The following is a 20,512-nucleotide window of genomic DNA, read 5'->3' as shown; positions in this document are numbered from 1 at the left end:
GTATTTCGAATTTGTAGGCCTTGCGAGTGCGCACTAGTCTTGCTGAATCCTCAAGACTGCTGACAACTCGAGAAATAAAACATGGCTGGCACGCAAACCCCGTTGTGTACCGCGTTGTTGATCAACGGAGAATTGGCGGCCGGCGAGGGTTTTGTCGAGCCGATTCTCAACCCGGCCACGGGTGAAGTGGTTGCGCAAATCGCCGAGGGCAGTATCGAACAGGTCGAAGCCGCGATCCTCGCGGCTCATCACGCCTTCGGCGGTTGGTCACGTACCACGCCGCAACAACGCTCGAACCTGCTGCTGGAAATCGCCAGCGCCATCGAAAAAAACGCCGATCACCTGGCCCGTCTCGAATCCTTGAACTGCGGCAAGCCCTTGCACCTGGCTCGCCAGGATGATTTGAGCGCCACGGTGGATGTGTTCCGTTTTTTTGCCGGCGCGGTGCGCTGCCAGACCGGCCAGCTCAGCGGTGAATACCTGCCGGGCTACACCAGCATGGTGCGCCGCGACCCGATCGGCGTGGTGGCCTCCATCGCGCCGTGGAACTACCCCATCATGATGGCGGCCTGGAAGATCGCCCCAGCCCTGGCCGCTGGCAATACCTTGGTGTTCAAGCCTTCCGAGCACACGCCGCTGTCGATCCTGGCCCTGGCGCCAATACTGGCCGAGATCCTGCCGCCCGGCGTCATCAACATCATCTGCGGTGGCGGCGAAGGCGTCGGCAGCCATCTGGTCAGCCATCCGAAGGTGCGCATGGTCTCGCTGACCGGCGATATCGTCACCGGCCAGAAGATCCTTCAGGCGGCGGCGAAAACCCTCAAGCGCACGCATCTGGAACTGGGTGGCAAGGCCCCAGTGATTGTCTGTGACGACGCCGATCTCCAAGCGGTGATCGAGGGCGTGCGCACCTATGGTTATTACAACGCCGGACAGGATTGCACCGCCGCCTGCCGGATCTACGCCCAGGCCGGTATCCACGACCGGCTGGTGGCGGAACTCGGCGCGGCGGTCGGCAGCCTGCGCTTTGCCGGCAAGCGCGACGCCGACAATGAAATCGGTCCGCTGATCAGCGTGCGCCAGCGCGACCGTGTCGCCAGTTTTGTCGAGCGAGCCCTTGGCCAGCCGCACATCGAACGCATCACCGGTGCGGCGGTGCATTCCGGGGCCGGTTTCTACTATCAGCCGACGCTGCTGGCCGGCTGCAAGCAAAGCGATGAGATCGTCCAACGGGAAGTGTTCGGCCCGGTGGTCACCGTGACCCGCTTCGACGAGCTCAGCCAAGCGGTGGACTGGGCCAACGATTCGGAATATGGCCTGGCCTCCTCGGTATGGACCCAGAACCTGGACAAGGCGATGCAAGTGGCGGCACGGCTGCAATACGGCTGCACCTGGATCAACAGCCATTTCATGCTGGTCAGCGAGATGCCCCACGGCGGCTTGAAACGCTCGGGCTATGGGAAAGATCTGTCCAGCGACTCGCTTCAGGACTACAGCGTGGTGCGCCATATCATGGCCCGGCATGGCCGGGAGCTTTGAGCTGCGAGCTTTCAAGCCCTTCGCTGCCTTGCAGCTTGCGGCTCAAGGCTTGCAGCTAAGCTAAAACAATAACCAGCGACACGTTCTCAAAAAACTGCCCCGACCATAATTAAAGCAAGAGGGATTTCCATGTACGCGCACAAGACCGTATTGCTCAGTGCAATCACCACGGCGCTGCTGACCAGCGTCAGCGTCCAGGCCGCCGAACCGCTCAAGGCCATTGGTGCCGGCGAAGGCCAATTGGATATCGTCGCCTGGCCGGGCTACATCGAACGCGGTGAAAGCGACAAGGCCTATGACTGGGTCACCGGTTTCGAAAAGGAAACCGGCTGCAAGGTCAACGTGAAAACCGCCGCCACGTCCGATGAAATGGTCAGCCTGATGAGCAAGGGCGGCTATGACCTCGTCACTGCTTCGGGCGATGCCTCGTTGCGGCTGATTGCCGGCAAACGCGTGCAGCCGATCAATACCGCGCTGATCGCCAATTGGAAAAACCTCGACCCGCGCCTCAAAGACGCGCCGTGGTATGTGGTCAATCAACAGACCTACGGCACGCCCTACCAGTGGGGCCCAAACGTGTTGATGTACAACACCCAGGTATTCAAGCAGGCACCGACCAGTTGGAGCGTGCTGTTCGAAACCCAGAACCTGCCCGACGGAAAGCCGAACAAGGGGCGCGTGCAAGCCTACGACGGCCCGATCTACATCGCCGACGCGGCGCTTTATCTCATGACCGCCAAACCTGAACTGGGTATCAAGGACCCGTACCAGCTCGACGAAACCCAGTACAAGGCTGTGCTCCAATTGCTACGGGCCCAGCAACCGTTGATTCACCGCTACTGGCATGACACCACCGTGCAGATGAGCGACTTCAAGAACGAAGGCGTGGTGGCGTCCGGCGCCTGGCCGTATCAGGTCAACGGTTTGATGAACGAGAAACAGCCAATCGCCTCGACCATTCCCAAAGAAGGCGCCACCGGCTGGGCCGACACCACCATGCTGCACGCCGAGGCCAAGCACCCCAACTGCGCCTACAAGTGGATGGATTGGTCGCTGCAACCGAAAGTCCAGGGTGACGTGGCCGCATGGTTCGGCTCCTTGCCTGCCGTGCCCGAGGCGTGCAAAGGCAGCGAACTGCTGGGCGCCGAAGGTTGCAAAACCAACGGTTTCGACCAGTTCGACAAGATCGCTTTCTGGAAAACGCCCCAGGCCGAGGGTGGCAAGTTCGTACCGTACAGCCGCTGGACCCAGGATTACATAGCGATCATGGGTGGGCGTTAACGCACTATCTCCGTGGCGAGGGAGCTTGCTCCCGCTGGATGGCGCAGCCATCCCAAAACCAGCCGATGCGGTCAAACAGGCAAGACCGCATCGGTCGGTTTTGGGCGTGCTTCGCCCGCCAGCGGGAGCAAGCTCCCTCGCCACGGGATTGCATTTCAATATTCATAGCGCCCCGTTTTGTGGAGCCCCGCACCATGACGCTTGCAGTCCAGTTCACCCATGTGTCCCGTCAGTTCGGCGATGTGAAGGCCGTCGATCGGGTCTCCATCGACATCCAGGACGGCGAGTTCTTCTCCATGCTGGGCCCCTCCGGCTCCGGCAAGACCACCTGCCTGCGGCTGATCGCAGGCTTCGAGCAACCCAGCGCCGGTTCGATCCGTATCCACGGTGAAGAAGCCGTGGGTCTTGCGCCCTACCAGCGGGACGTGAATACGGTTTTCCAGGACTACGCCCTGTTCCCCCATATGAATGTGCGCGACAACGTGGCCTATGGCTTGAAAGTCAAAGGCGTCGCCAAGGCCGAGCGCATCAAGCGCGCCGACGAAGCCTTGGAGATGGTAGCCCTGGGCGGCTACGGCGAGCGCAAGCCGGTGCAACTTTCCGGCGGCCAGCGCCAGCGTGTCGCCCTGGCCCGTGCGTTGGTCAATCGCCCACGGGTATTGTTGCTGGACGAGCCGCTGGGCGCCCTCGACTTGAAGCTGCGTGAACAGATGCAAGGCGAACTGAAGAAGCTGCAACGGCAGCTGGGCATCACCTTCATTTTCGTTACTCATGACCAGACCGAAGCGTTGTCGATGTCCGATCGCGTGGCGGTGTTCAACAAGGGCCGCATTGAACAGGTCGATACGCCGCGCAACCTGTACATGAAACCGGCCACCACCTTCGTTGCCGAATTCGTCGGCACCTCCAACGTGATCCGCGGCGAACTGGCGCGACAACTGAGCGGTTATCCACAGCCGTTCTCGATTCGTCCGGAACACGTGCGTTTTGCCGAAGGACCGCTGGAGAGTCATGAAATAGAGGTCAATGGCCTGCTCCATGACATCCAGTACCAAGGCAGCGCGACACGCTACGAATTGAAGCTGGAAAACGGCCAGACCCTGAGCCTCAGCCAGGCCAACACCCAGTGGAGCGACAACGGCACCCGGCATCAGGCCGGCCAGCACCTGGCCGTGCGCTGGGCCCGCGAGGCGATGGTTGCCCTGCACGACACCGTCGGCAGCGAGGTCTGAGATGAGCACCCTGGCCATGACTCAAACAGCGACGCACGGCTCGGCGTTGCGGCGCTTTTCGAATCTGCTGTACCGACGACCGAATCTGTATCTGTCGATGCTGCTGGTGCCTCCGCTGATCTGGTTCGGCGCGATCTACCTGGGTTCGTTGCTGACCCTGCTCTGGCAGGGCTTCTACACTTTCGACGACTTCACCATGGCGGTCACGCCGGACCTGACCCTGGCGAATTTTTCAGCACTGTTTCAGCCATCGAATTTCGACATCATCGCTCGCACCCTGACCATGGCGATTGCCGTGTCCATCGCGAGCGCCCTGGTTGCGTTCCCGATTGCCTATTACATGGCGCGCCACACCAGCGGCAAGACCAAGGCGTTCTTCTACATCGCGGTGATGCTGCCGATGTGGGCCAGCTATATCGTCAAGGCCTATGCCTGGACGCTGTTGCTGGCCAAAGGCGGCGTGGCGCAATGGTTCGTCCAGCACCTGGGCCTGGGGCCGCTGCTGCAATGGGCGCTGGAGATTCCCGGCGTGGGCGGCAGCACGTTGTCCACATCGCACTTGGGGCGCTTCCTGGTGTTCGTCTACATCTGGCTGCCGTTCATGATCCTGCCGATCCAGGCATCCCTCGAACGCCTGCCGCCGTCGCTGCTGCAGGCCTCGGCGGACCTGGGCGCCCGTCCACACCAGACATTCATGCAGGTAATCCTGCCGCTGTCGGTCCCAGGCATCGCGGCCGGCTCGATCTTCACCTTCTCGCTGACCCTGGGGGATTTCATCGTGCCGCAACTGGTGGGCCCGCCGGGCTACTTCGTCGGCAGCATGGTCTACGCCCAGCAAGGCGCCATCGGCAACATGCCCATGGCCGCGGCATTCACGCTGGTGCCCATCGTGCTGATCGCCATCTATCTTTCCATCGTCAAGCGACTGGGGGCTTTCGATGCACTCTGACTCTCGAGCGTCATGGGGCCTGCGCATCGCGGCATGGGGCGGGCTGGTGTTCCTGCACTTCCCGATCCTGATCATCTTCCTATATGCCTTCAACACCGAAGACGCCGCGTTCAGCTTCCCGCCCAAGGGCCTGACGTTGAAATGGTTTAGCGTGGCCTTTTCGCGCCCGGACGTGCTGGAAGCGATCAAGTTGTCGTTGCAAGTGGCGGCTGTCGCCACGCTGATCGCCATGGTGCTCGGCACCCTGGCCTCGGCGGCGCTGTATCGCCGGGACTTCTTCGGCAAACAAGGCATTTCCCTGATGTTGATCCTGCCGATTGCCCTACCAGGGATCATCACCGGCATTGCGCTGTTGGCGACCTTCAAGAGCCTGGGCATCGAGCCGGGGATGTTCACCATCATCGTCGGCCACGCAACCTTCTGCGTGGTGATCGTCTACAACAACGTCATCGCCCGCCTGCGCCGCACGTCCCATAGTCTGATCGAAGCCTCGATGGACCTGGGCGCCGACGGCTGGCAGACCTTTCGCTACATCGTCCTGCCCAACCTGGGATCGGCCCTGCTGGCCGGAGGGATGCTGGCGTTTGCCTTGTCGTTCGATGAAATCATCGTCACCACCTTCACCGCCGGCCACGAGCGCACCTTGCCGCTCTGGCTGCTCAACCAGCTCAGCCGCCCTCGCGACGTCCCAGTAACCAATGTGGTGGCGATGCTGGTGATGTTGGTCACGATGTTGCCGATCCTCGGCGCGTATTACCTGACCCGTGGTGGTGAAAGCGTAGCGGGGAGCGGTGGGAAATAGATTCGCCGCCAAGATGACTATCCCCTGTGGGGGCGAGCCTGCTCGCGATGACTGACCAGCGCTCAACACAGATGTCGGCTGCAAGGACGCCTTCGCGAGCAGGCTCGCTCCCACAGAAAAGCACTAACGTTCAAGAGGACATGGACATGCAAACCAAACTGCTTATCAACGGCCACCTCGTCAACGGCGAGGGCCCTGGCCAGGCCGTTTTCAATCCGGCCCTGGGCCGGGTGCTGGTGGAAATCAACGAAGCCAGCGAGGCCCAGGTCGATGCCGCGGTCCGCGCTGCCGACAACGCCTTCGAATCCTGGTCGCAGGTGCCGCCCAAGGACCGTTCCCTGTTGCTGCTCAAGCTGGCGGACGCCATCGAGACCCATGGCGAGGAACTGGCGAAACTGGAATCGGATAACTGCGGCAAACCGTTCAACGCCGCGCTGAACGACGAAATCCCGGCAATCGCCGACGTGTTCCGCTTCTTTGCCGGCGCCAGTCGCTGCATGAACGGCTCGGCGGGCGGTGAATACCTGCCGGGCCACACCTCGATGATCCGTCGCGACCCGGTGGGCGTCATCGCGTCCATCGCACCGTGGAATTACCCGTTGATGATGGTTGCCTGGAAAATCGCCCCCGCCCTGGCCGCCGGCAACACGGTGGTGCTCAAGCCGTCGGAGCAGACGCCGCTGACAGCGTTGCGCATGGCGGAATTGGCATCAGAGATATTTCCGGCGGGCGTGCTCAACGTGATCTTCGGCCGCGGGCAAACCGTGGGCAACCCGCTGGTCACCCACCCGAAAGTGCGCATGGTATCCCTCACAGGCTCCATCGCCACTGGCTCGAACATCATTTCCAGTACCGCCGACAGCGTCAAACGCATGCACATGGAGTTGGGCGGCAAGGCCCCGGTGATCATTTTCGATGATGCCGACATCGACGCTGCGGTGGAAGGCATCCGCACCTTCGGCTTCTATAACGCTGGCCAGGATTGCACCGCCGCTTGCCGCATCTACGCCCAGCAAGGCATCTACGACAAGTTTGTCGAGAAACTCGGCGCCGCCGTCGCCAGCATCAAGTACGGTCTGCAGAACGAGCCCGACACCGAGATGGGGCCGCTGATCACTGCCCAGCATCGTGACCGAGTGGCCGCCTTCGTCGAGCGAGCCATCGCCCAGCCCCACATCCGCCTGGTCACCGGGGGCAAGGCGGTAGAAGGCAACGGTTTCTTTTTCGAACCGACAGTGCTGGCCGATGCACAGCAGGATGACGAAATCGTCCGGCGCGAAATCTTCGGCCCGGTGGTGTCCGTCACGCCGTTCCTTGATGAAGCGCAAGTGTTGGCCTGGGCCAACGATTCGGACTACGGACTGGCCTCATCGGTATGGACCACCGACATCGGCCGCGCCCATCGCCTCTCGGCGCGGCTGCAATACGGCTGCACCTGGGTGAATACCCACTTCATGCTGGTCAGCGAAATGCCCCATGGCGGTCAGAAACGTTCTGGCTACGGCAAGGACATGTCCATGTATGGGTTGGAGGATTACACAGTGGTGCGGCATGTGATGTTCAAGCACTGATGTAAAGACAACGTTGGCAACACATGCCCATGCCTGCCCCGCGTTCGTCCTGCTAAGGTTTTCGTCGATCGGTGCACGCCGCCGGTTGACGGAGATTCTGGCAGCGCCTAGGGTGTCTACAATGTATACATCAGGAGATGAACCATGGCCTCGCCCGTTTTGTCCTTTCGTGTCGAAGAAGGTCTGGCCCAGCAATTGGACTTGCTGGCTGCCGCCACCGACCGCGACCGTCAATATCACCTCAAGCGTGCATTGGTTCGATATGTGGAAGCCGAATCGTGGCATCTGCAAGCGATCAGCGAAGGCATGGCGGATGCCGATGCTGGACATCTGACCGACCTGGACGCCGTGAAGGCTAAGTGGGCAAAGCGTGCCGAGCATCGTACTGACCGACAAAGCACAGAGTGACCTCGACTCGATCCATGAATATTACTCCCACGCTATCGGCCCGGACGATGCTGATGAGGTCGTCCTCACGATCCTTGAAACGTTGCAGCAACTGCAGCGTTTTCCTGGCTCGGGTCGTCCCTCACCTGCTCCCGATATCCGAGAGCTGGTGCTGGCGCGCTATCCGTTTTTTGCGCCTTACCGACTCTTGCATGGGCAACTGCAGGTCCTGCGAGTATTGCACCAGCGCACCGAGCGCCCCCAGGACTGGTCAGAGCAGTAACGCCGACTAACACCTCCCGACCCAGCCGCCGATCTCCATGGGTATTCAAAACCGCGAAACACTGCGCATCGCATCCAGCAGGTAGCGCATGGCGATCCGGTCGCTTTCCGACAGCTCCCGGTACCGTTCGACCAATCTCAATTCTTCCCGGCTGAGCCGGCGTTTCTTGCGCGCGTTGATCAGGCCCGGGAAGACTCCCAGCATTTCGGTAAGGCCCTGTATTTTCGTCATGACTTGTCCTTCTGTTACGTCGAGTTGACCTGATAGCGCCCGGTGAACCGGTTACATCGTCCTTCACACTCAAGAATAGGGAGGATTCATCGGGTGAAAAGGGAGTTTTAGAGTAATTAGTCAAAAAAACCCAAAATGTTCATAAAAAAGGAAATAACTGTAAGAAATTTTGACCAGGTCACGCTTTCCTATCTCTCCAAGCTCGCATTTCCCCTATGATTTTGCGCCTCGGTGAACCGATCCAGCTCTCAGGTATCTGTTCTTACGTTCGTCGCGTTTGGCCAAAGGCATGTCCGAACTCCTTTTTCAATCTCTGTTGCCAGGATCGGCTCGGGATTGCTTTGATTAAGGTTGTATTTATGCACCGCAGGAATTTGCTCAAGGCCTCCATGGCCTTCGCCGCCTACACCGGGCTATCGGCGTCGGGACTCATGGCCGCACGCGCCTGGGCCGCTGACCAGACCGCCGACGGCGAAGCCCGTCCCTTCGATTTCAAAGGGCTGAAGGATCAGGCCCGGCAGCTGGCCGAGAGCCGCTACGTCGACACCAAGCAAGTCCTGCCACCGACCCTGGCCCAGATGTCGCCGCTGCAGTTCAATGCCATCCGGTACGACGCCAACCACTCCCTGTGGAATGAGCTGGACGGGCAATTGGACGCACAGTTCTTCCATGTCGGCATGGGTTTCAAGCAGCCGGTTCGCATGTACAGCGTCGACCCGAAGACGCGTATGGCCCGTGAGGTGCATTTCCGCCCAGAGCTGTTCAACTACGAAAAGACCACGGTCAATACCTCGCAATTGACCGGTGACCTGGGCTTCGCGGGTTTCCGGGTGTTCAAGGCACCGGAGCTGGACCGGCACGACATCGTTTCATTCCTGGGGGCCAGCTATTTCCGCGCCGTCGATGCCAGCGGCCAGTACGGGCTGTCGGCCCGGGGCCTGGCCATCGACACCTATGCGAAGAAGCGCGAGGAGTTTCCGGATTTCACCAAGTTCTGGTTCGAAACCCCGGACAAGAACAGCACCCGTTTCGTGGTCTACGCCCTGCTCGACTCCCCCAGCGCCACCGGCGCCTATCGTTTCGATATCGATTGCCAGCCGACCCGGGTCGTCATGGAAATCGATGCGCACATCCATGCCCGTACCGCCATTGAGCAACTGGGCATCGCGCCGATGACCAGCATGTTCAGCTGCGGCACGGTCGAGCGGCGCATGTGCGACACCATTCACCCGCAAATCCACGACTCCGACCGGCTGGCCATGTGGCGCGGCAACGGCGAATGGGTCTGCCGCCCGCTGAACAACCCCGCCACCCTGCAATTCAACGCGTTCGCCGACAAGAATCCGAAAGGCTTCGGGCTGGTGCAGACCGACCATGACTTCGACAGCTACCAGGACACCGTGGATTGGTACAGCAAACGTCCGAGCCTGTGGGTCGAGCCTACGACCGCATGGGGAGAAGGCTCAGTCGATCTGTTGGAAATTCCTACAACCGGCGAAACCCTGGATAACATCGTCGCGTTCTGGACCCCGAAAAAACCCGTCGCCGCCGGTGATTCGCTGAACTACGGCTACAAGCTCTACTGGAGTGCCTTGCCACCCGTGAGCACCGACCTGGCGCGTGTCGATGCCACCCGCTCCGGCATGGGCGGCTTCATCGAAGGCTGGGCACCCGGCGAGCATTACCCGACCGTCTGGGCGCGGCGCTTTGCCGTGGACTTCACGGGCGGTGGCCTCGACCAGTTGCCTCCGGGCACCGGTATCGAACCGGTCGTGACCTGCTCCCACGGCGAGGTCAAGGACTTCAACGTGTTGGTACTGGACGCGATCAAGGGCTACCGCATTACTTTCGACTGGTACCCGACCGACGATCGCGTGGACCCGGTAGAAATGCGGCTCTTCCTGCGTTCCAAGGACCGCACGTTGAGCGAGACCTGGCTGTACCAGTATTTCCCGCCGGCGCCGGATCGGCGTAAGTATCCCTGAACCAACTCTGGACACCCGATAAACAAAAAACAAAAAGCCCCGGCCAATGACCGGGGCTTTTTGTTTCATCGCCAATTCAGTCCCGAAGATCCGACTCATGGATCGGCTGGTCCCGATGCGTCGCCCGTTGGTACTGCGCCGGCCAAGTGGCCTTGCGCCCACCCAAGTCATCATCGGCATGCAAGGCCCAATACGGATCGCGCAACAATTCCCGGGCGAGGAAGATGATATCGGCCTGGCAGGTGCGCAGGATGTGCTCGGCCTGGGCCGGCTCGGTAATCATGCCCACGGTGCCGGTGGCAATCTCCGACTCCTTACGTACCCGCTCGGCGAAGCGGGTCTGATAACCCGGGCCGGTGGGAATTTCCGCATTCGCGGCGGTTCCGCCCGACGACACGTCAATCAAGTCCACCCCCAACATCCTGAATCGTCGCGCCAGTTCCACGGTTTCGTCCGGGTTCCAACCGTCTTCGACCCAGTCGGTGGCGGAGACGCGAACGAACACCGGTAGTTCTTCTGGCCACACCGCCCTCACCGCTTCAGTCACTTGCAGCACCAGCCGGATACGGTTTTCGAACGACCCGCCGTATTGATCGCGGCGCTGGTTGCTCAAGGGCGACAGGAACTGATGCAGCAGGTAACCGTGGGCCGCATGGACCTCGACCACCTTGAAGCCTGCGGTCAGGGCACGCTTGGCCGCGTCCACGAATGCCTGGATCACGCCAGCGATCTGCCCCTCGTCCAATTGCATCGGCTGGGTGTGTTGTGGGTCGAAGGCGATTGGCGAAGGACCGACCGGCACCCAGCCGCCGTCCTCCGGCTTGACGCTGCCATGCTTGCCCAACCAGGGCCGCCAGGTACTTGCCTTGCGACCTGCGTGCGCCAGCTGGATGCCGGGGACGGCCCCTTGGGCGGTGATGAAACGGGTGATGCGTTGCAGCGCCGGGATTTGCTCATCGTTCCACAACCCAAGGTCCTGGGCGGTGATACGGCCGTCCGCGGTGACTGCGGTGGCTTCGGTGAACACCAGTCCGGCGCCGCCCACGGCGCGACTGCCAAGGTGTACCAGGTGCCAGTCGTTGGCCAGGCCATCGACGCTCGAGTATTGGCACATCGGCGAAACCGCGATGCGATTGGGAAGGGTCAGTTGGCGAAGGGTATAGGGTTCCAGCAGCAGACTCATGGGGCACCTCTCGAATCAGTGGGCAGGCTCCAGGGTTCTGTTTGAAAAGTCGACGAGTGACAAAAAGGTACAACACCCGCCCCCGCGGGCAAAAAATCCGACAAGACGTCACAAGGGCTATCAAGCAGTGCTTAGAGACTAGTCGACAACTTCGAAGGAGGGAGGGTTCCGATTCCAAAAACCGACCCTGGCCGGCCAAGCTGTTTGCCTGGGTCTTGTGGCAAGCGAGCTTGCTCCCTCGCCACAGGTTTCGCTTGGGTTCTGCTATCGCGGCTCGATATGGGCGATCATCAGTTGCACCGTTTCCTGGCCACGAAACTCGTTGAGGTCAAGCTTGTAGGCCAGTTCCACCCAGCGCACAGTCGGGTTCGGCCAGATCTCACGGTCGATGCCAAAGGCGATGCCATCGAGCTTCAGCGAGCCGCACTCACTTTTGAGAACAACCTTCAAGTGACGTTCGCCCACCACTCGCTGCTCGACCAACTGGAAAACACCATGGAACACTGGCTCCGGGAAATGCTGGCCCCACGGTCCCGCATGGCGCAGTGCCCGGGCCAGTTCCAGATGGAATTCCTCGACCGCCAGGGTGCCGTCCGACAGCAGTCGTCCAGTCAGGTCCTCCTCACGCAGTTGCCTACGAACTTCAGCGTCGAATGCCTCGGCGAACAACGGAAAATTCGCCTCGGGCAATGTCAGCCCCGCCGCCATGGCGTGGCCGCCGTATTTGCTGATGAGGGTTGGATGCTGTGCCGCAACGACACTCAGGGCATCGCGGATATGGAAGCCCGGCACCGAACGACCGGAGCCCTTCAGAAGACCGTCGCCGGCATCGGCGAAAGCGATGGTCGGACGGAAATAACGCTCCTTCATGCGCGAGGCGAGGATACCGATCACGCCTTGGTGCCATTGCGGGTCGAACAGACACAAGCCGAACGGCATCGACTCCACCGGCAGGTCCTTGAGCTGAGCGAGGGCTTCACGCTGCATGCCCTGCTCAATGGATTTGCGATCCTGGTTCATTCCGTCCAGCTGGGCCGCCATCTCACGGGCCAGCGTTGGGTCGGCGGTCAGCAGGCATTCGATGCCCAGGCTCATGTCGTCCAGGCGTCCCGCCGCATTCAGTCGTGGACCGACGATGAAACCCAGGTCCGTGGAGGTGATGCGCGACGGATCGCGCTTGGCCACTTCCAGGATAGCCTTGATCCCGGGACGCGCGCGGCCAGCGCGAATACGCTCCAGACCCTGATGAACCAGGATCCGGTTGTTGGCGTCCAGGGGCACCACGTCGGCCACGCTGCCCAGCGCCACCAGGTCCAGCAACTCACCAATGTTCGGCTGGGGCGTGCTGGCATACCAGCCCAGGCCGCGCAGGCGCGCCCGCAGCGCCATCAGTACATAAAAAATTACCCCGACGCCCGCCAAAGCCTTGCTCGGGAATTCGCAGCCCGGCTGGTTCGGGTTGACGATGGCATCGGCCTGCGGCAACTCCAACCCAGGCAAGTGGTGATCGGTAACCAGCACCTTCAGGCCCGCCGCCTTGGCCGCCGCCACGCCTTCCATGCTGGAAATGCCGTTGTCCACGGTGATCAGTAACTGTGGCTCGCGTGTCAGGGCGACTTCGACGATCTCCGGCGTCAAGCCATAGCCGTATTCGAAGCGATTGGGCACCAGGTAATCGACATGAGCCGCGCCCAGCAGCCGCAGGCCCAACACACCCACGGCACTGGCCGTCGCGCCGTCGGCGTCGAAGTCGCCGACAATCAGGATCCGCTGGCGTTGCTCCAGCGCGGTCACCAGCAGATCCACCGCGGCGTCGATCCCCTTGAGCCGCTGGAACGGAATCAAGCGCGCCAGGCTCTTGTCCAGTTCGGCCTCGGACTGCACGCCGCGTGCTGCGTACAGGCGGGTCAACAGGGGCGGCAGGTCACCGAGGAACGGTAGGGTGTCGGGCAGTTGGCGGGGTTCTATGCGCATGGGGGACGGACATTTCTCTACTTTTTGGTCCTGGACCGTGGCGAGGGAGCTTGCTCCCGCTGGGCTGCGTAGCGGCCCCCTTGATTGTGGGCGCTGCGCACCCAAGCGGGAGCAAGCTCCCTCGCCACAATGAGTTCACTCAATACTTGTCAATGGCTCAACCACGCTCGCCCAGCAACCATTGCAACTGGACTTCATGCTGGCCACGGTCGTCGGTCACGAAAATGGTCCCTTCGCTGATCATCACGTCCCACTTGATGACGCGGGGCATGTCCTTGGCCAGGGTTTCGAGGACTTCCTGGGGCACGGCGGCGATGTTCACGTTTTTCAAGGTCTTCACGGCTGGAATCACCTTGCCCTCCCAGACACGCAGGCTGCCATAGGCGAGCAGGCTGGTGCGCTCGGTACGACGCGAGCACCACGTCAGGCGTTCGGCATCCGGCTGGCCGACTTCGATCCAATGCAGAACACGGTCATCCAGGCTTTTTTCCCACAGGGCAGGTTCATCGACGTCTGACAGGCCACGACCAAACGCCAGCAGCTCGTTGTACCAGAACGCGTAGGCCAACAAGCGCACGGTCATGCGTTCCTCGGTTTCCGAAGGATGGCGAGCGATGGTCTGCTTCACGCTCTCATACACACTGCGGTCGAGGTCGGTGAGGTTCAGTTCGAATTTGTAGGTCGTGGACGGCTGGGCCATGAACGGGCTTCTTGATACGAGGAAAGTCGGCAAGTCTAACCGATGAGGCGGCCAATCCACGAATTGCCGACCATCAACCTGCGGCGACAGGCGTTGGCCTATGATAAAACGCTCTATTCGTTCTGCCTTTGTCCTACAGGATTCGTCATGTCGCTTACTGCCAAACCCCTTGCCGGCGTCAAAGTCATTGAACTCGGCACCTTGATCGCCGGCCCTTTCGCCTCGCGGATCTGCGGTGAATTCGGTGCCGAGGTGATCAAGGTCGAATCCCCCGACGGCGGCGATCCGCTGCGCAAATGGCGCAAGCTGTATGAAGGCACGTCCTTGTGGTGGTTCGTCCAGGCACGCAACAAAAAGTCCCTGACTCTGAACCTCAAGCACCCCGAAGGCCTGTCGATCCTTAAACAGCTGATCGGCGAAGCGGACATCCTGATCGAGAATTTTCGCCCGGGCGTGCTGGAAAAGCTCGGTCTGGGCTGGGACGTATTGCACGCGCTGAACCCTAAACTGGTCATGGTGCGGCTCTCCGGTTTCGGCCAGACCGGGCCGATGAAGGATCAACCGGGGTTTGGCGCCGTCGGCGAATCCATGGGCGGCCTGCGCTACATCACCGGTTTCGAGGATCGTCCGCCAGTGCGTACCGGAATTTCAATCGGCGACTCCATTGCCGCACTCTGGGGCGTGATCGGCGCACTGATGGCCTTGCGTCACCGCGAGGTAAATGGCGGGACCGGACAAGTGGTGGACGTGGCGCTGTACGAGGCGATCTTCGCCATGATGGAAAGCATGGTGCCGGAGTTCGATGTGTTCGGCTTCATCCGCGAGCGCACCGGCAATATCATGCCCGGCATCACCCCGTCATCCATCCACACCAGTGCCGACGGCAAGCACGTGCAGATCGGCGCTAACGGTGACGCAATCTTCAAGCGCTTCATGCAGATCATCGGCCGCGACGACCTGGCCAACGACCCGCAACTGGCCGGCAACGATGGACGCGACAGTCGCCGCGACGAGCTGTATGGCGTGATTGATCGCTGGGTCAACTCACTGCCGCTGGAGGCTGTCATCGACCAACTGAACCAGGCCGGAGTACCGGCCAGCCGGATCTTCAGCGCCGAAGACATGTTCAGCGACCCGCAGTTTCTCGCCCGGGAAATGTTCTTGCAGGCCAAGCTGCCGGACGGCAAGGCGTTCAAGATGCCGGGCATCGTACCGAAACTGTCGGACACGCCGGGCACATCCGAATGGGTCGGGCCGGCGCTGGGTGAGCACACGGCACAGGTACTCGGCGAGCTGGGCTACGATGCGCAGCGGATCGCCAAACTGCGGGCCGATGGTGCTATTTGAAATAAGCAGCTAAAGCACGTTGTCAGATCTTTAACTGTGGGAGCGATGCCCTTGGCGGGATAGAACGAGCCAAGCCCTGAACGCCAGGCAAAAAGAAACCCCGAGAAGTGGGGAGACAACTCGGGGTTAAACGTGACCATTCAAGGTCCGTGCAACAAGCGACAAGCACCGGAGCACAATGCTCGCTCTTGTTGGTAAAAGGTCTGACTCACAGGGACGTAGGAAGGTTCCCTCAAACCGTCGCTCAATTAGGGACAGCCATGGCCTTGTCCCCTGCCAGATTACGCAAAGCCGCGATCACGCAGGGCTCCAGGCGGCCTTCGGCGATCAGTACATCGCGGTGCAGGCCATCGACCACGTCGGTGAGCTGGCGCTTGTCGGCCAGCTGGGCCTGGTTGAACACCCGCTCGACCATGATGGCCCCCGTGGGGTTTTTCAGCGTTACCAGGCATTCACCCTTGGCACCGGAGGGAGTGAGCGTGACCTGATACGGGCTCAAGGCTTCATTCAGCAACAGGCTGATACTTTCCATTCGATCACCCTTCAATAGTCCGAGAAAACAACTGCATATTAAGTGACCGTGGGCCATGGCCTAAAGTTCTGCCAGCGCAACGAACCGACACTTTTGCAGCGTGTTCAACCGAGCATGCGCGCCCAATATGACAGGTTGGCAACAGGCACGGCCATCATCAAGCCAGGAAGCGGTTGCGGCGCCAACGATGCCCAACATCGATCCACCCTCCCAGCAGACCGCGCAACTGACCATCGGCCCCATAGAACGGCACTGACCAGTGATAGATGTCCCGCAAGCCACCGCTGAACATCAGTTGGCGGTCCACAAAACGCGGCTGGCGGGTTTGCAGCTGCTCCATCAACTCGCCGTGCAACAATTCGGCGGTTGCTGCTGGAAACGTCGCGGAATCGGTCAGGCGCGTGCCCAGCAGCTTCTCGAAGCGAGTCTCGAACTGATCCTCATAACTTTTGTTGCACATGATCAGGCGACCTTCCAGGTCGCGAATGAAGATCGGATCGGGAATCGCGTCCATCAGGGCTCGCTGGAACTTCAGTTGGTCATTGAGTACGGCCTCGACCTTGAGGCGTTGATCAATCTGGACCTGCAGGCGTCGGTTCCATAACAGCGACAGCAGGGACAACAGGCCAAACACCCCGAACACGACGACACACCAGTAGCCCCACTGTTTGATGTACAACCAGGAAGACGGTGACGGATGGGGAGCGATGCCTGTCAGCCACTTCGAGCGCAGCGCTCGCATCTCTTCGGCGGGGAACGCTTCCAGCGCCTTGTTCAGGATGCTTAACAATGGCCGAAGGTCTTGGCGCACAGCCAGATAGTCGGGCTCCCACTTGCCTTCGAGATTGCTTCCTACTTGCAGCTGTCCCGCAGGGTACAGGTGCGCGCCGGTTTCATTTTCAATGGTGGCGTAGGCTTCACCGCTTTCCACCAGCGCCCGAGCTTCACCGTACGTCTTGACCGTGCGCAACTCGATGGCTGGATGATTGCGCCTGATCTCCGACTCCAACGCATGCCGTGCCGGCAACACCAGCACCTTGCCTTCGAGTTGCTCCAGCGAACGAAGTGCGGGCTCTGCGTCACGTCCGACGAAGACCCAACCGGAACCTCCGAAGGCGTGGCTGAAACTCAAGAACTCCCTGCGCTCGTCGTTCATCGCCAGGGTAGTCGTCATGTCGGCCTCGCCTTTTTCCAACAGGGCCATTAATTGATCGGGAGAGAACGACTCCCGATGAACGAATTCAAGTCCGGTCATGTGCTCGATACGCCGGAGAATATCGTCGTTCAGCCCGTTCCATTGCCCACGTTCATTTTTGAACAGGTACAACGGGAACTGCATCGAGGCGACGACGACGCGAGGGTTCTCGCTGATCCACTTCAGCTCCTGGGCATCGAGCGCGATCCGTCCGCTGGATTCGAACGGTGGCTTGCCAGAGGCCGCCAACTGGGCCGCGCCTCCCCATGGCGCCCCAAACAAAAACACCAGGCCCATCATCCAGCTCATCACTGGTTTGCAACGTATAAAGAACAACATCTGCACTTCCTTCGAGATTACCCGCCCGTCCCTCCAAGGGCGGAAACCCGGCCAGTTTGGCATGCAGAAACAAGAAAGCCCGTCAGGAGACGGGCTTCAAAATGTGACAACTTCCAGCTATCAGAGAGGCTTGCCGCGGTTGCCATGCTGGCTGACAAAGGCCTGCACGGCTTTCAGGTCATTGGGCAACACCGTGCAACGCTCGTTTCGCTCAAACAAATCCGAAAGATGTGCAGGCAGTTCAAGCGCTTTTCCTACGCCAGCTTTCTCCACGGCTTCCGGAAACTTGACCGGGTGTGCGGTGCCCAGGACGACCATCGGGGTATCCAGGCTGCGGCGGCACTCGCGTGCAGCTCTCACGCCAATGGCGGTGTGTGGGTCGAGCAGCTCACCGCTCTGCTCGAACACCTCGGCGATGGTTTCGCAGGTCTGCGCGTCATCCACTGCAAGGGAGTCGAACAGTTTGCGGGCTTCGGTCCAGCGCTCGGCTTCGACGCTGAAACCGCCACCCTGGCGGAAGCTGTCCATCAGGCCGGCAATCGCGGCACCATTGCGACCGTGCAAGTCGAACAACAGGCGCTCGAAGTTCGACGACACCATGATGTCCATCGAAGGTGACAGCGTGGCGTGCAGGGTTTCCTTGACGTACTGGTTACCGCTCATGAAGCGATGCAGGATGTCGTTGCGGTTGGTGGCGACGATCAATTGGTTGATCGGCAGGCCCATGTTGCGCGCCAGGTAACCGGCGAAAATATCGCCGAAGTTGCCGGTAGGCACCGAGAACGCCACCGAACGGGCCGGGCCGCCCAACTGCAGCGCCGCGTGGAAGTAGTAGACAATCTGGGCCATGATCCGCGCCCAGTTGATCGAGTTCACCGCCACCAACCGGGTGCCCTTGAGGAAGCTCTGGTCGGCGAAACTGGCCTTGACCATTTCCTGGCAGTCATCGAAGTTGCCTTCGATGGCGATGTTGTGGATGTTGTCGCCGAAGATCGTCGTCATCTGCCGACGCTGCACTTCCGAGACGCGGTTGTGCGGGTGCAGGATGAAAATATCGACGTGCTCGCAATGCTTGCAGCCTTCGATCGCGGCCGAGCCGGTGTCGCCGGACGTTGCGCCGACGATCACTACGCGCTCGCCACGCTTTTGCAACACGTAGTCCAACAGGCGGCCGAGCAACTGCAGGGCGAAATCCTTGAACGCCAGGGTCGGACCGTGGAACAGCTCCATAACCCATTCGTTACCGTTTAGCTGGCGCAACGGTGCGATGGCATTGTGGGAAAAGACCCCATAGGTCTCTTCCAGAATCTTTTTGAAATCGGCGTCCGGAATGCTGCCGGCAACAAACGGGCGCATGACCCGGAAAGCCAGCTCGTGGTACGGCAGGCCGGCCCAGGAGGCAATCTCTTCCTGGGTGAAACGTGGCAGGTTCTCCGGCACATAAAGACCGCCATCCGTGGCCAGGCCGGCCAGCAGGACATCTTCGAAATTCAGGGCCGGTGCCTGGCCGCGGGTGCTGATATAGCGCATAGGGGCAAACCTTCGGTTTGAGCTTCAAGCCTCAAGCTGCAAGCTACAAGTGAAAAGCGGTTCGGCTTTTACTTGCAGCTTGCAGCTTATAGCTTGCCGCTAAATTAGTTCAAATGTTCGACGCGGATACGGACCACTGGGCCAACGACCCCCTGGAGCGCTTCCAATGCCGCAATCGCATCGTTGATGCGCTGCTCGACCACGCGATGGGTCAGCAGGATCATCGGCACCAGGCCATCATGTTCCTCGACTTCCTTCTGCATGATCGACTCGATGTTGATGCCGCGCTCCGAAAGAATGCTCGCCACCTGGGCCAATACGCCCGGATGGTCCTTGGCCTGGATACGCAAGTAGTAGGCACTTTCGCAAGCATCGATCGGAAGAATCGGATGGGCCGACAGCGAATCCGGCTGGAAGGCCAGGTGCGGCACTCGGTTCTCTGGATCCGAGGTCATCGCGCGAACCACATCCACCAGGTCGGCGATCACCGACGATGCAGTCGGCTCCATGCCCGCGCCAGCCCCGTAGAACAGCGTCGACCCGGAGGCATCACCATTGACCATCACTGCGTTCATCACACCGTTGACGTTGGCGATCAGGCGGTCGGCCGGGATCAGCGTCGGGTGTACGCGCAATTCGATGCCGCTGGCGGTGCTGCGCGCCACGCCCAGGTGTTTAATGCGGTAGCCCAAGGCTTCGGCATAGTTCACGTCAGCGGTGGTCAGCTTGGTGATGCCTTCGGTGTAGGCCTTGTCGAATTGCAGCGGTATACCAAAGGCGATGGAAGCCAGGATCGTCAGCTTGTGCGCCGCGTCGATGCCCTCCACGTCGAAGGTTGGATCCGCCTCGGCATAACCCAGGGCCTGGGCCTCGGTGAGGACGTCCTCGAAGGTGCGACCTTTCTCGCGCATCTCGGTGAGGATGAAGTTGCCGGTGCCGTTGATGATTCCCGCAAGCCAGTTGATACGGTTGGCCGACAGGCCTTCGCGAATCGCCTTGATCACTGGGATGCCACCCGCCACGGCGGCTTCGAACGCCACGATCACGCCTTTCTCTCGTGCCTTGGCGAAGATTTCATTACCGTGAACGGCGATAAGCGCCTTGTTCGCGGTGACCACATGCTTGCCATTCTCGATGGCCTTGAGTACCAGCTCTCGGGCAACGGTATAGCCGCCCATCAGCTCTATCACGATGTCGATCTCAGGGTTCGTGGCCACTTCGAAGACATCGGTGGTAATCGCAATACCGGTCGTCTGGAACTGAGGCTTTGGCGTGCGCATGGCAATTTGTGCCACTTCGATTCCACGCCCGGCACGACGAGCAATTTCCTCGGCGTTGCGCTGAAGTACGTTGAAGGTGCCGCCACCGACGGTACCTAACCCACAGATGCCTACTTTGACCGGATTCACTCTTGACTCCCCATGAAACGGCCGACGCAAGGTCGGCCGTGAA

At 60.6% G+C, this 20,512-nt stretch carries 18 protein-coding genes; 10 read left to right on the top strand and 8 right to left on the bottom strand.

From position 1 onward, the window contains the following. Window positions 1-81 precede the first annotated feature (81 nt). The 8 genes from M1D68_RS05255 (at window position 82) to M1D68_RS05220 (ending at window position 8,044) form a co-directional block, all read left to right on the top strand. Complete coding sequence (locus M1D68_RS05255; protein WP_420764200.1) at window positions 82-1,539, top strand: gamma-aminobutyraldehyde dehydrogenase; 1,458 nt, start codon at window positions 82-84, stop codon at window positions 1,537-1,539. A gap of 129 nt (window positions 1,540-1,668) precedes the next feature. Then, the gene (ydcS, locus tag M1D68_RS05250) at window positions 1,669-2,820 is read left to right on the top strand and encodes a putative ABC transporter substrate-binding protein YdcS (RefSeq protein WP_457969536.1); all 1,152 of its coding nucleotides are present in this window, start codon (window positions 1,669-1,671) and stop codon (window positions 2,818-2,820) included. 194 nt (window positions 2,821-3,014) lie between these two features. Beyond that, a complete protein-coding gene (locus M1D68_RS05245) occupies window positions 3,015-4,052 on the top strand; it encodes an ABC transporter ATP-binding protein (protein ID WP_434562491.1) in 1,038 nt (345 codons plus the stop codon). Window position 4,053: 1 nt separating this feature from the next. Beyond that, window positions 4,054-5,001 carry an ABC transporter permease gene (locus tag M1D68_RS05240; protein WP_420764197.1) on the top strand — a complete coding sequence of 316 codons (948 nt, stop codon included), beginning with the start codon at window positions 4,054-4,056 and terminating at the stop codon, window positions 4,999-5,001. Next, entirely contained in the window at window positions 4,991-5,803 is an 813-nt protein-coding gene (locus tag M1D68_RS05235) for an ABC transporter permease (RefSeq protein WP_434609768.1), read from the top strand. The genes M1D68_RS05240 and M1D68_RS05235 overlap by 11 nt, the downstream gene beginning before the upstream one ends. A gap of 146 nt (window positions 5,804-5,949) precedes the next feature. Beyond that, window positions 5,950-7,374, top strand: a complete 1,425-nt coding sequence (locus M1D68_RS05230; protein ID WP_457969534.1) for a gamma-aminobutyraldehyde dehydrogenase — start codon at window positions 5,950-5,952, stop codon at window positions 7,372-7,374. A 144-nt stretch (window positions 7,375-7,518) separates the two neighbouring features. Continuing rightward, window positions 7,519-7,782: a CopG family ribbon-helix-helix protein gene (locus tag M1D68_RS05225; protein WP_420764194.1), complete on the top strand. Its 264-nt coding sequence runs from the start codon at window positions 7,519-7,521 to the stop codon at window positions 7,780-7,782. Further along, window positions 7,745-8,044, top strand: a complete 300-nt coding sequence (locus M1D68_RS05220) for a type II toxin-antitoxin system RelE/ParE family toxin (protein WP_457969533.1) — start codon at window positions 7,745-7,747, stop codon at window positions 8,042-8,044. The genes M1D68_RS05225 and M1D68_RS05220 overlap by 38 nt, the downstream gene beginning before the upstream one ends. Before the next feature lie 45 nt (window positions 8,045-8,089). Here M1D68_RS05220 and M1D68_RS05215 read toward each other — a convergent pair whose 3' ends face one another. Next, window positions 8,090-8,275: a hypothetical protein gene (locus M1D68_RS05215; RefSeq protein WP_434562483.1), complete on the bottom strand. Its 186-nt coding sequence runs from the start codon at window positions 8,273-8,275 to the stop codon at window positions 8,090-8,092. Between the two features lie 359 nt (window positions 8,276-8,634). Between M1D68_RS05215 and M1D68_RS05210 the strand changes: the two genes are divergently transcribed. Then, a complete protein-coding gene (locus tag M1D68_RS05210) occupies window positions 8,635-10,260 on the top strand; it encodes a glucan biosynthesis protein D (protein ID WP_457969532.1) in 1,626 nt (541 codons plus the stop codon). Window positions 10,261-10,336: 76 nt separating this feature from the next. Here the strand turns inward: M1D68_RS05210 and M1D68_RS05205 are convergent, their stop codons facing one another. The 3 genes from M1D68_RS05205 to M1D68_RS05195 all read right to left on the bottom strand — a co-directional run bounded on the left by M1D68_RS05205 (window position 10,337) and on the right by M1D68_RS05195 (window position 14,117). Beyond that, window positions 10,337-11,443, bottom strand: a complete 1,107-nt coding sequence (locus M1D68_RS05205; protein ID WP_420764190.1) for an NADH:flavin oxidoreductase/NADH oxidase — start codon at window positions 11,441-11,443, stop codon at window positions 10,337-10,339. A 264-nt stretch (window positions 11,444-11,707) separates the two neighbouring features. After that, window positions 11,708-13,417 carry a single-stranded-DNA-specific exonuclease RecJ gene (gene recJ / locus M1D68_RS05200; RefSeq protein WP_457969530.1) on the bottom strand — a complete coding sequence of 570 codons (1,710 nt, stop codon included), beginning with the start codon at window positions 13,415-13,417 and terminating at the stop codon, window positions 11,708-11,710. Between the two features lie 157 nt (window positions 13,418-13,574). Continuing rightward, window positions 13,575-14,117, bottom strand: a complete 543-nt coding sequence (locus M1D68_RS05195) for a YaeQ family protein (RefSeq protein WP_420764188.1) — start codon at window positions 14,115-14,117, stop codon at window positions 13,575-13,577. A gap of 147 nt (window positions 14,118-14,264) precedes the next feature. On the opposite strand from M1D68_RS05195, the gene M1D68_RS05190 reads away from it, so the two are divergent. Then, entirely contained in the window at window positions 14,265-15,464 is a 1,200-nt protein-coding gene (locus M1D68_RS05190) for a CaiB/BaiF CoA transferase family protein (RefSeq protein ID WP_434609757.1), read from the top strand. 244 nt (window positions 15,465-15,708) lie between these two features. On the opposite strand, the gene M1D68_RS05185 is transcribed toward M1D68_RS05190, so the two are convergent. The 4 genes from M1D68_RS05185 to M1D68_RS05170 all read right to left on the bottom strand — a co-directional run bounded on the left by M1D68_RS05185 (window position 15,709) and on the right by M1D68_RS05170 (window position 20,469). Then, window positions 15,709-15,996, bottom strand: a complete 288-nt coding sequence (locus M1D68_RS05185; protein ID WP_420764186.1) for a DUF3509 domain-containing protein — start codon at window positions 15,994-15,996, stop codon at window positions 15,709-15,711. A gap of 157 nt (window positions 15,997-16,153) precedes the next feature. After that, window positions 16,154-17,530 carry a transporter substrate-binding domain-containing protein gene (locus tag M1D68_RS05180; RefSeq protein WP_434562475.1) on the bottom strand — a complete coding sequence of 459 codons (1,377 nt, stop codon included), beginning with the start codon at window positions 17,528-17,530 and terminating at the stop codon, window positions 16,154-16,156. Window positions 17,531-17,650: 120 nt separating this feature from the next. Continuing rightward, the gene (gene thrC / locus M1D68_RS05175) at window positions 17,651-19,060 is read right to left on the bottom strand and encodes a threonine synthase (protein ID WP_420764184.1); all 1,410 of its coding nucleotides are present in this window, start codon (window positions 19,058-19,060) and stop codon (window positions 17,651-17,653) included. Between the two features lie 104 nt (window positions 19,061-19,164). Then, on the bottom strand, window positions 19,165-20,469 hold the full coding sequence (locus M1D68_RS05170; RefSeq protein ID WP_457969528.1) for a homoserine dehydrogenase: 1,305 nt from the start codon (window positions 20,467-20,469) through the stop codon (window positions 19,165-19,167). Window positions 20,470-20,512 lie beyond the last annotated feature (43 nt).

The sequence above is a fragment of the Pseudomonas sp. R4-84 genome (assembly GCF_054130985.1).
The sequence above is the reverse complement of the archived record's forward strand: the minus strand, read 5'-3'. Positions and strand labels throughout refer to the sequence as shown.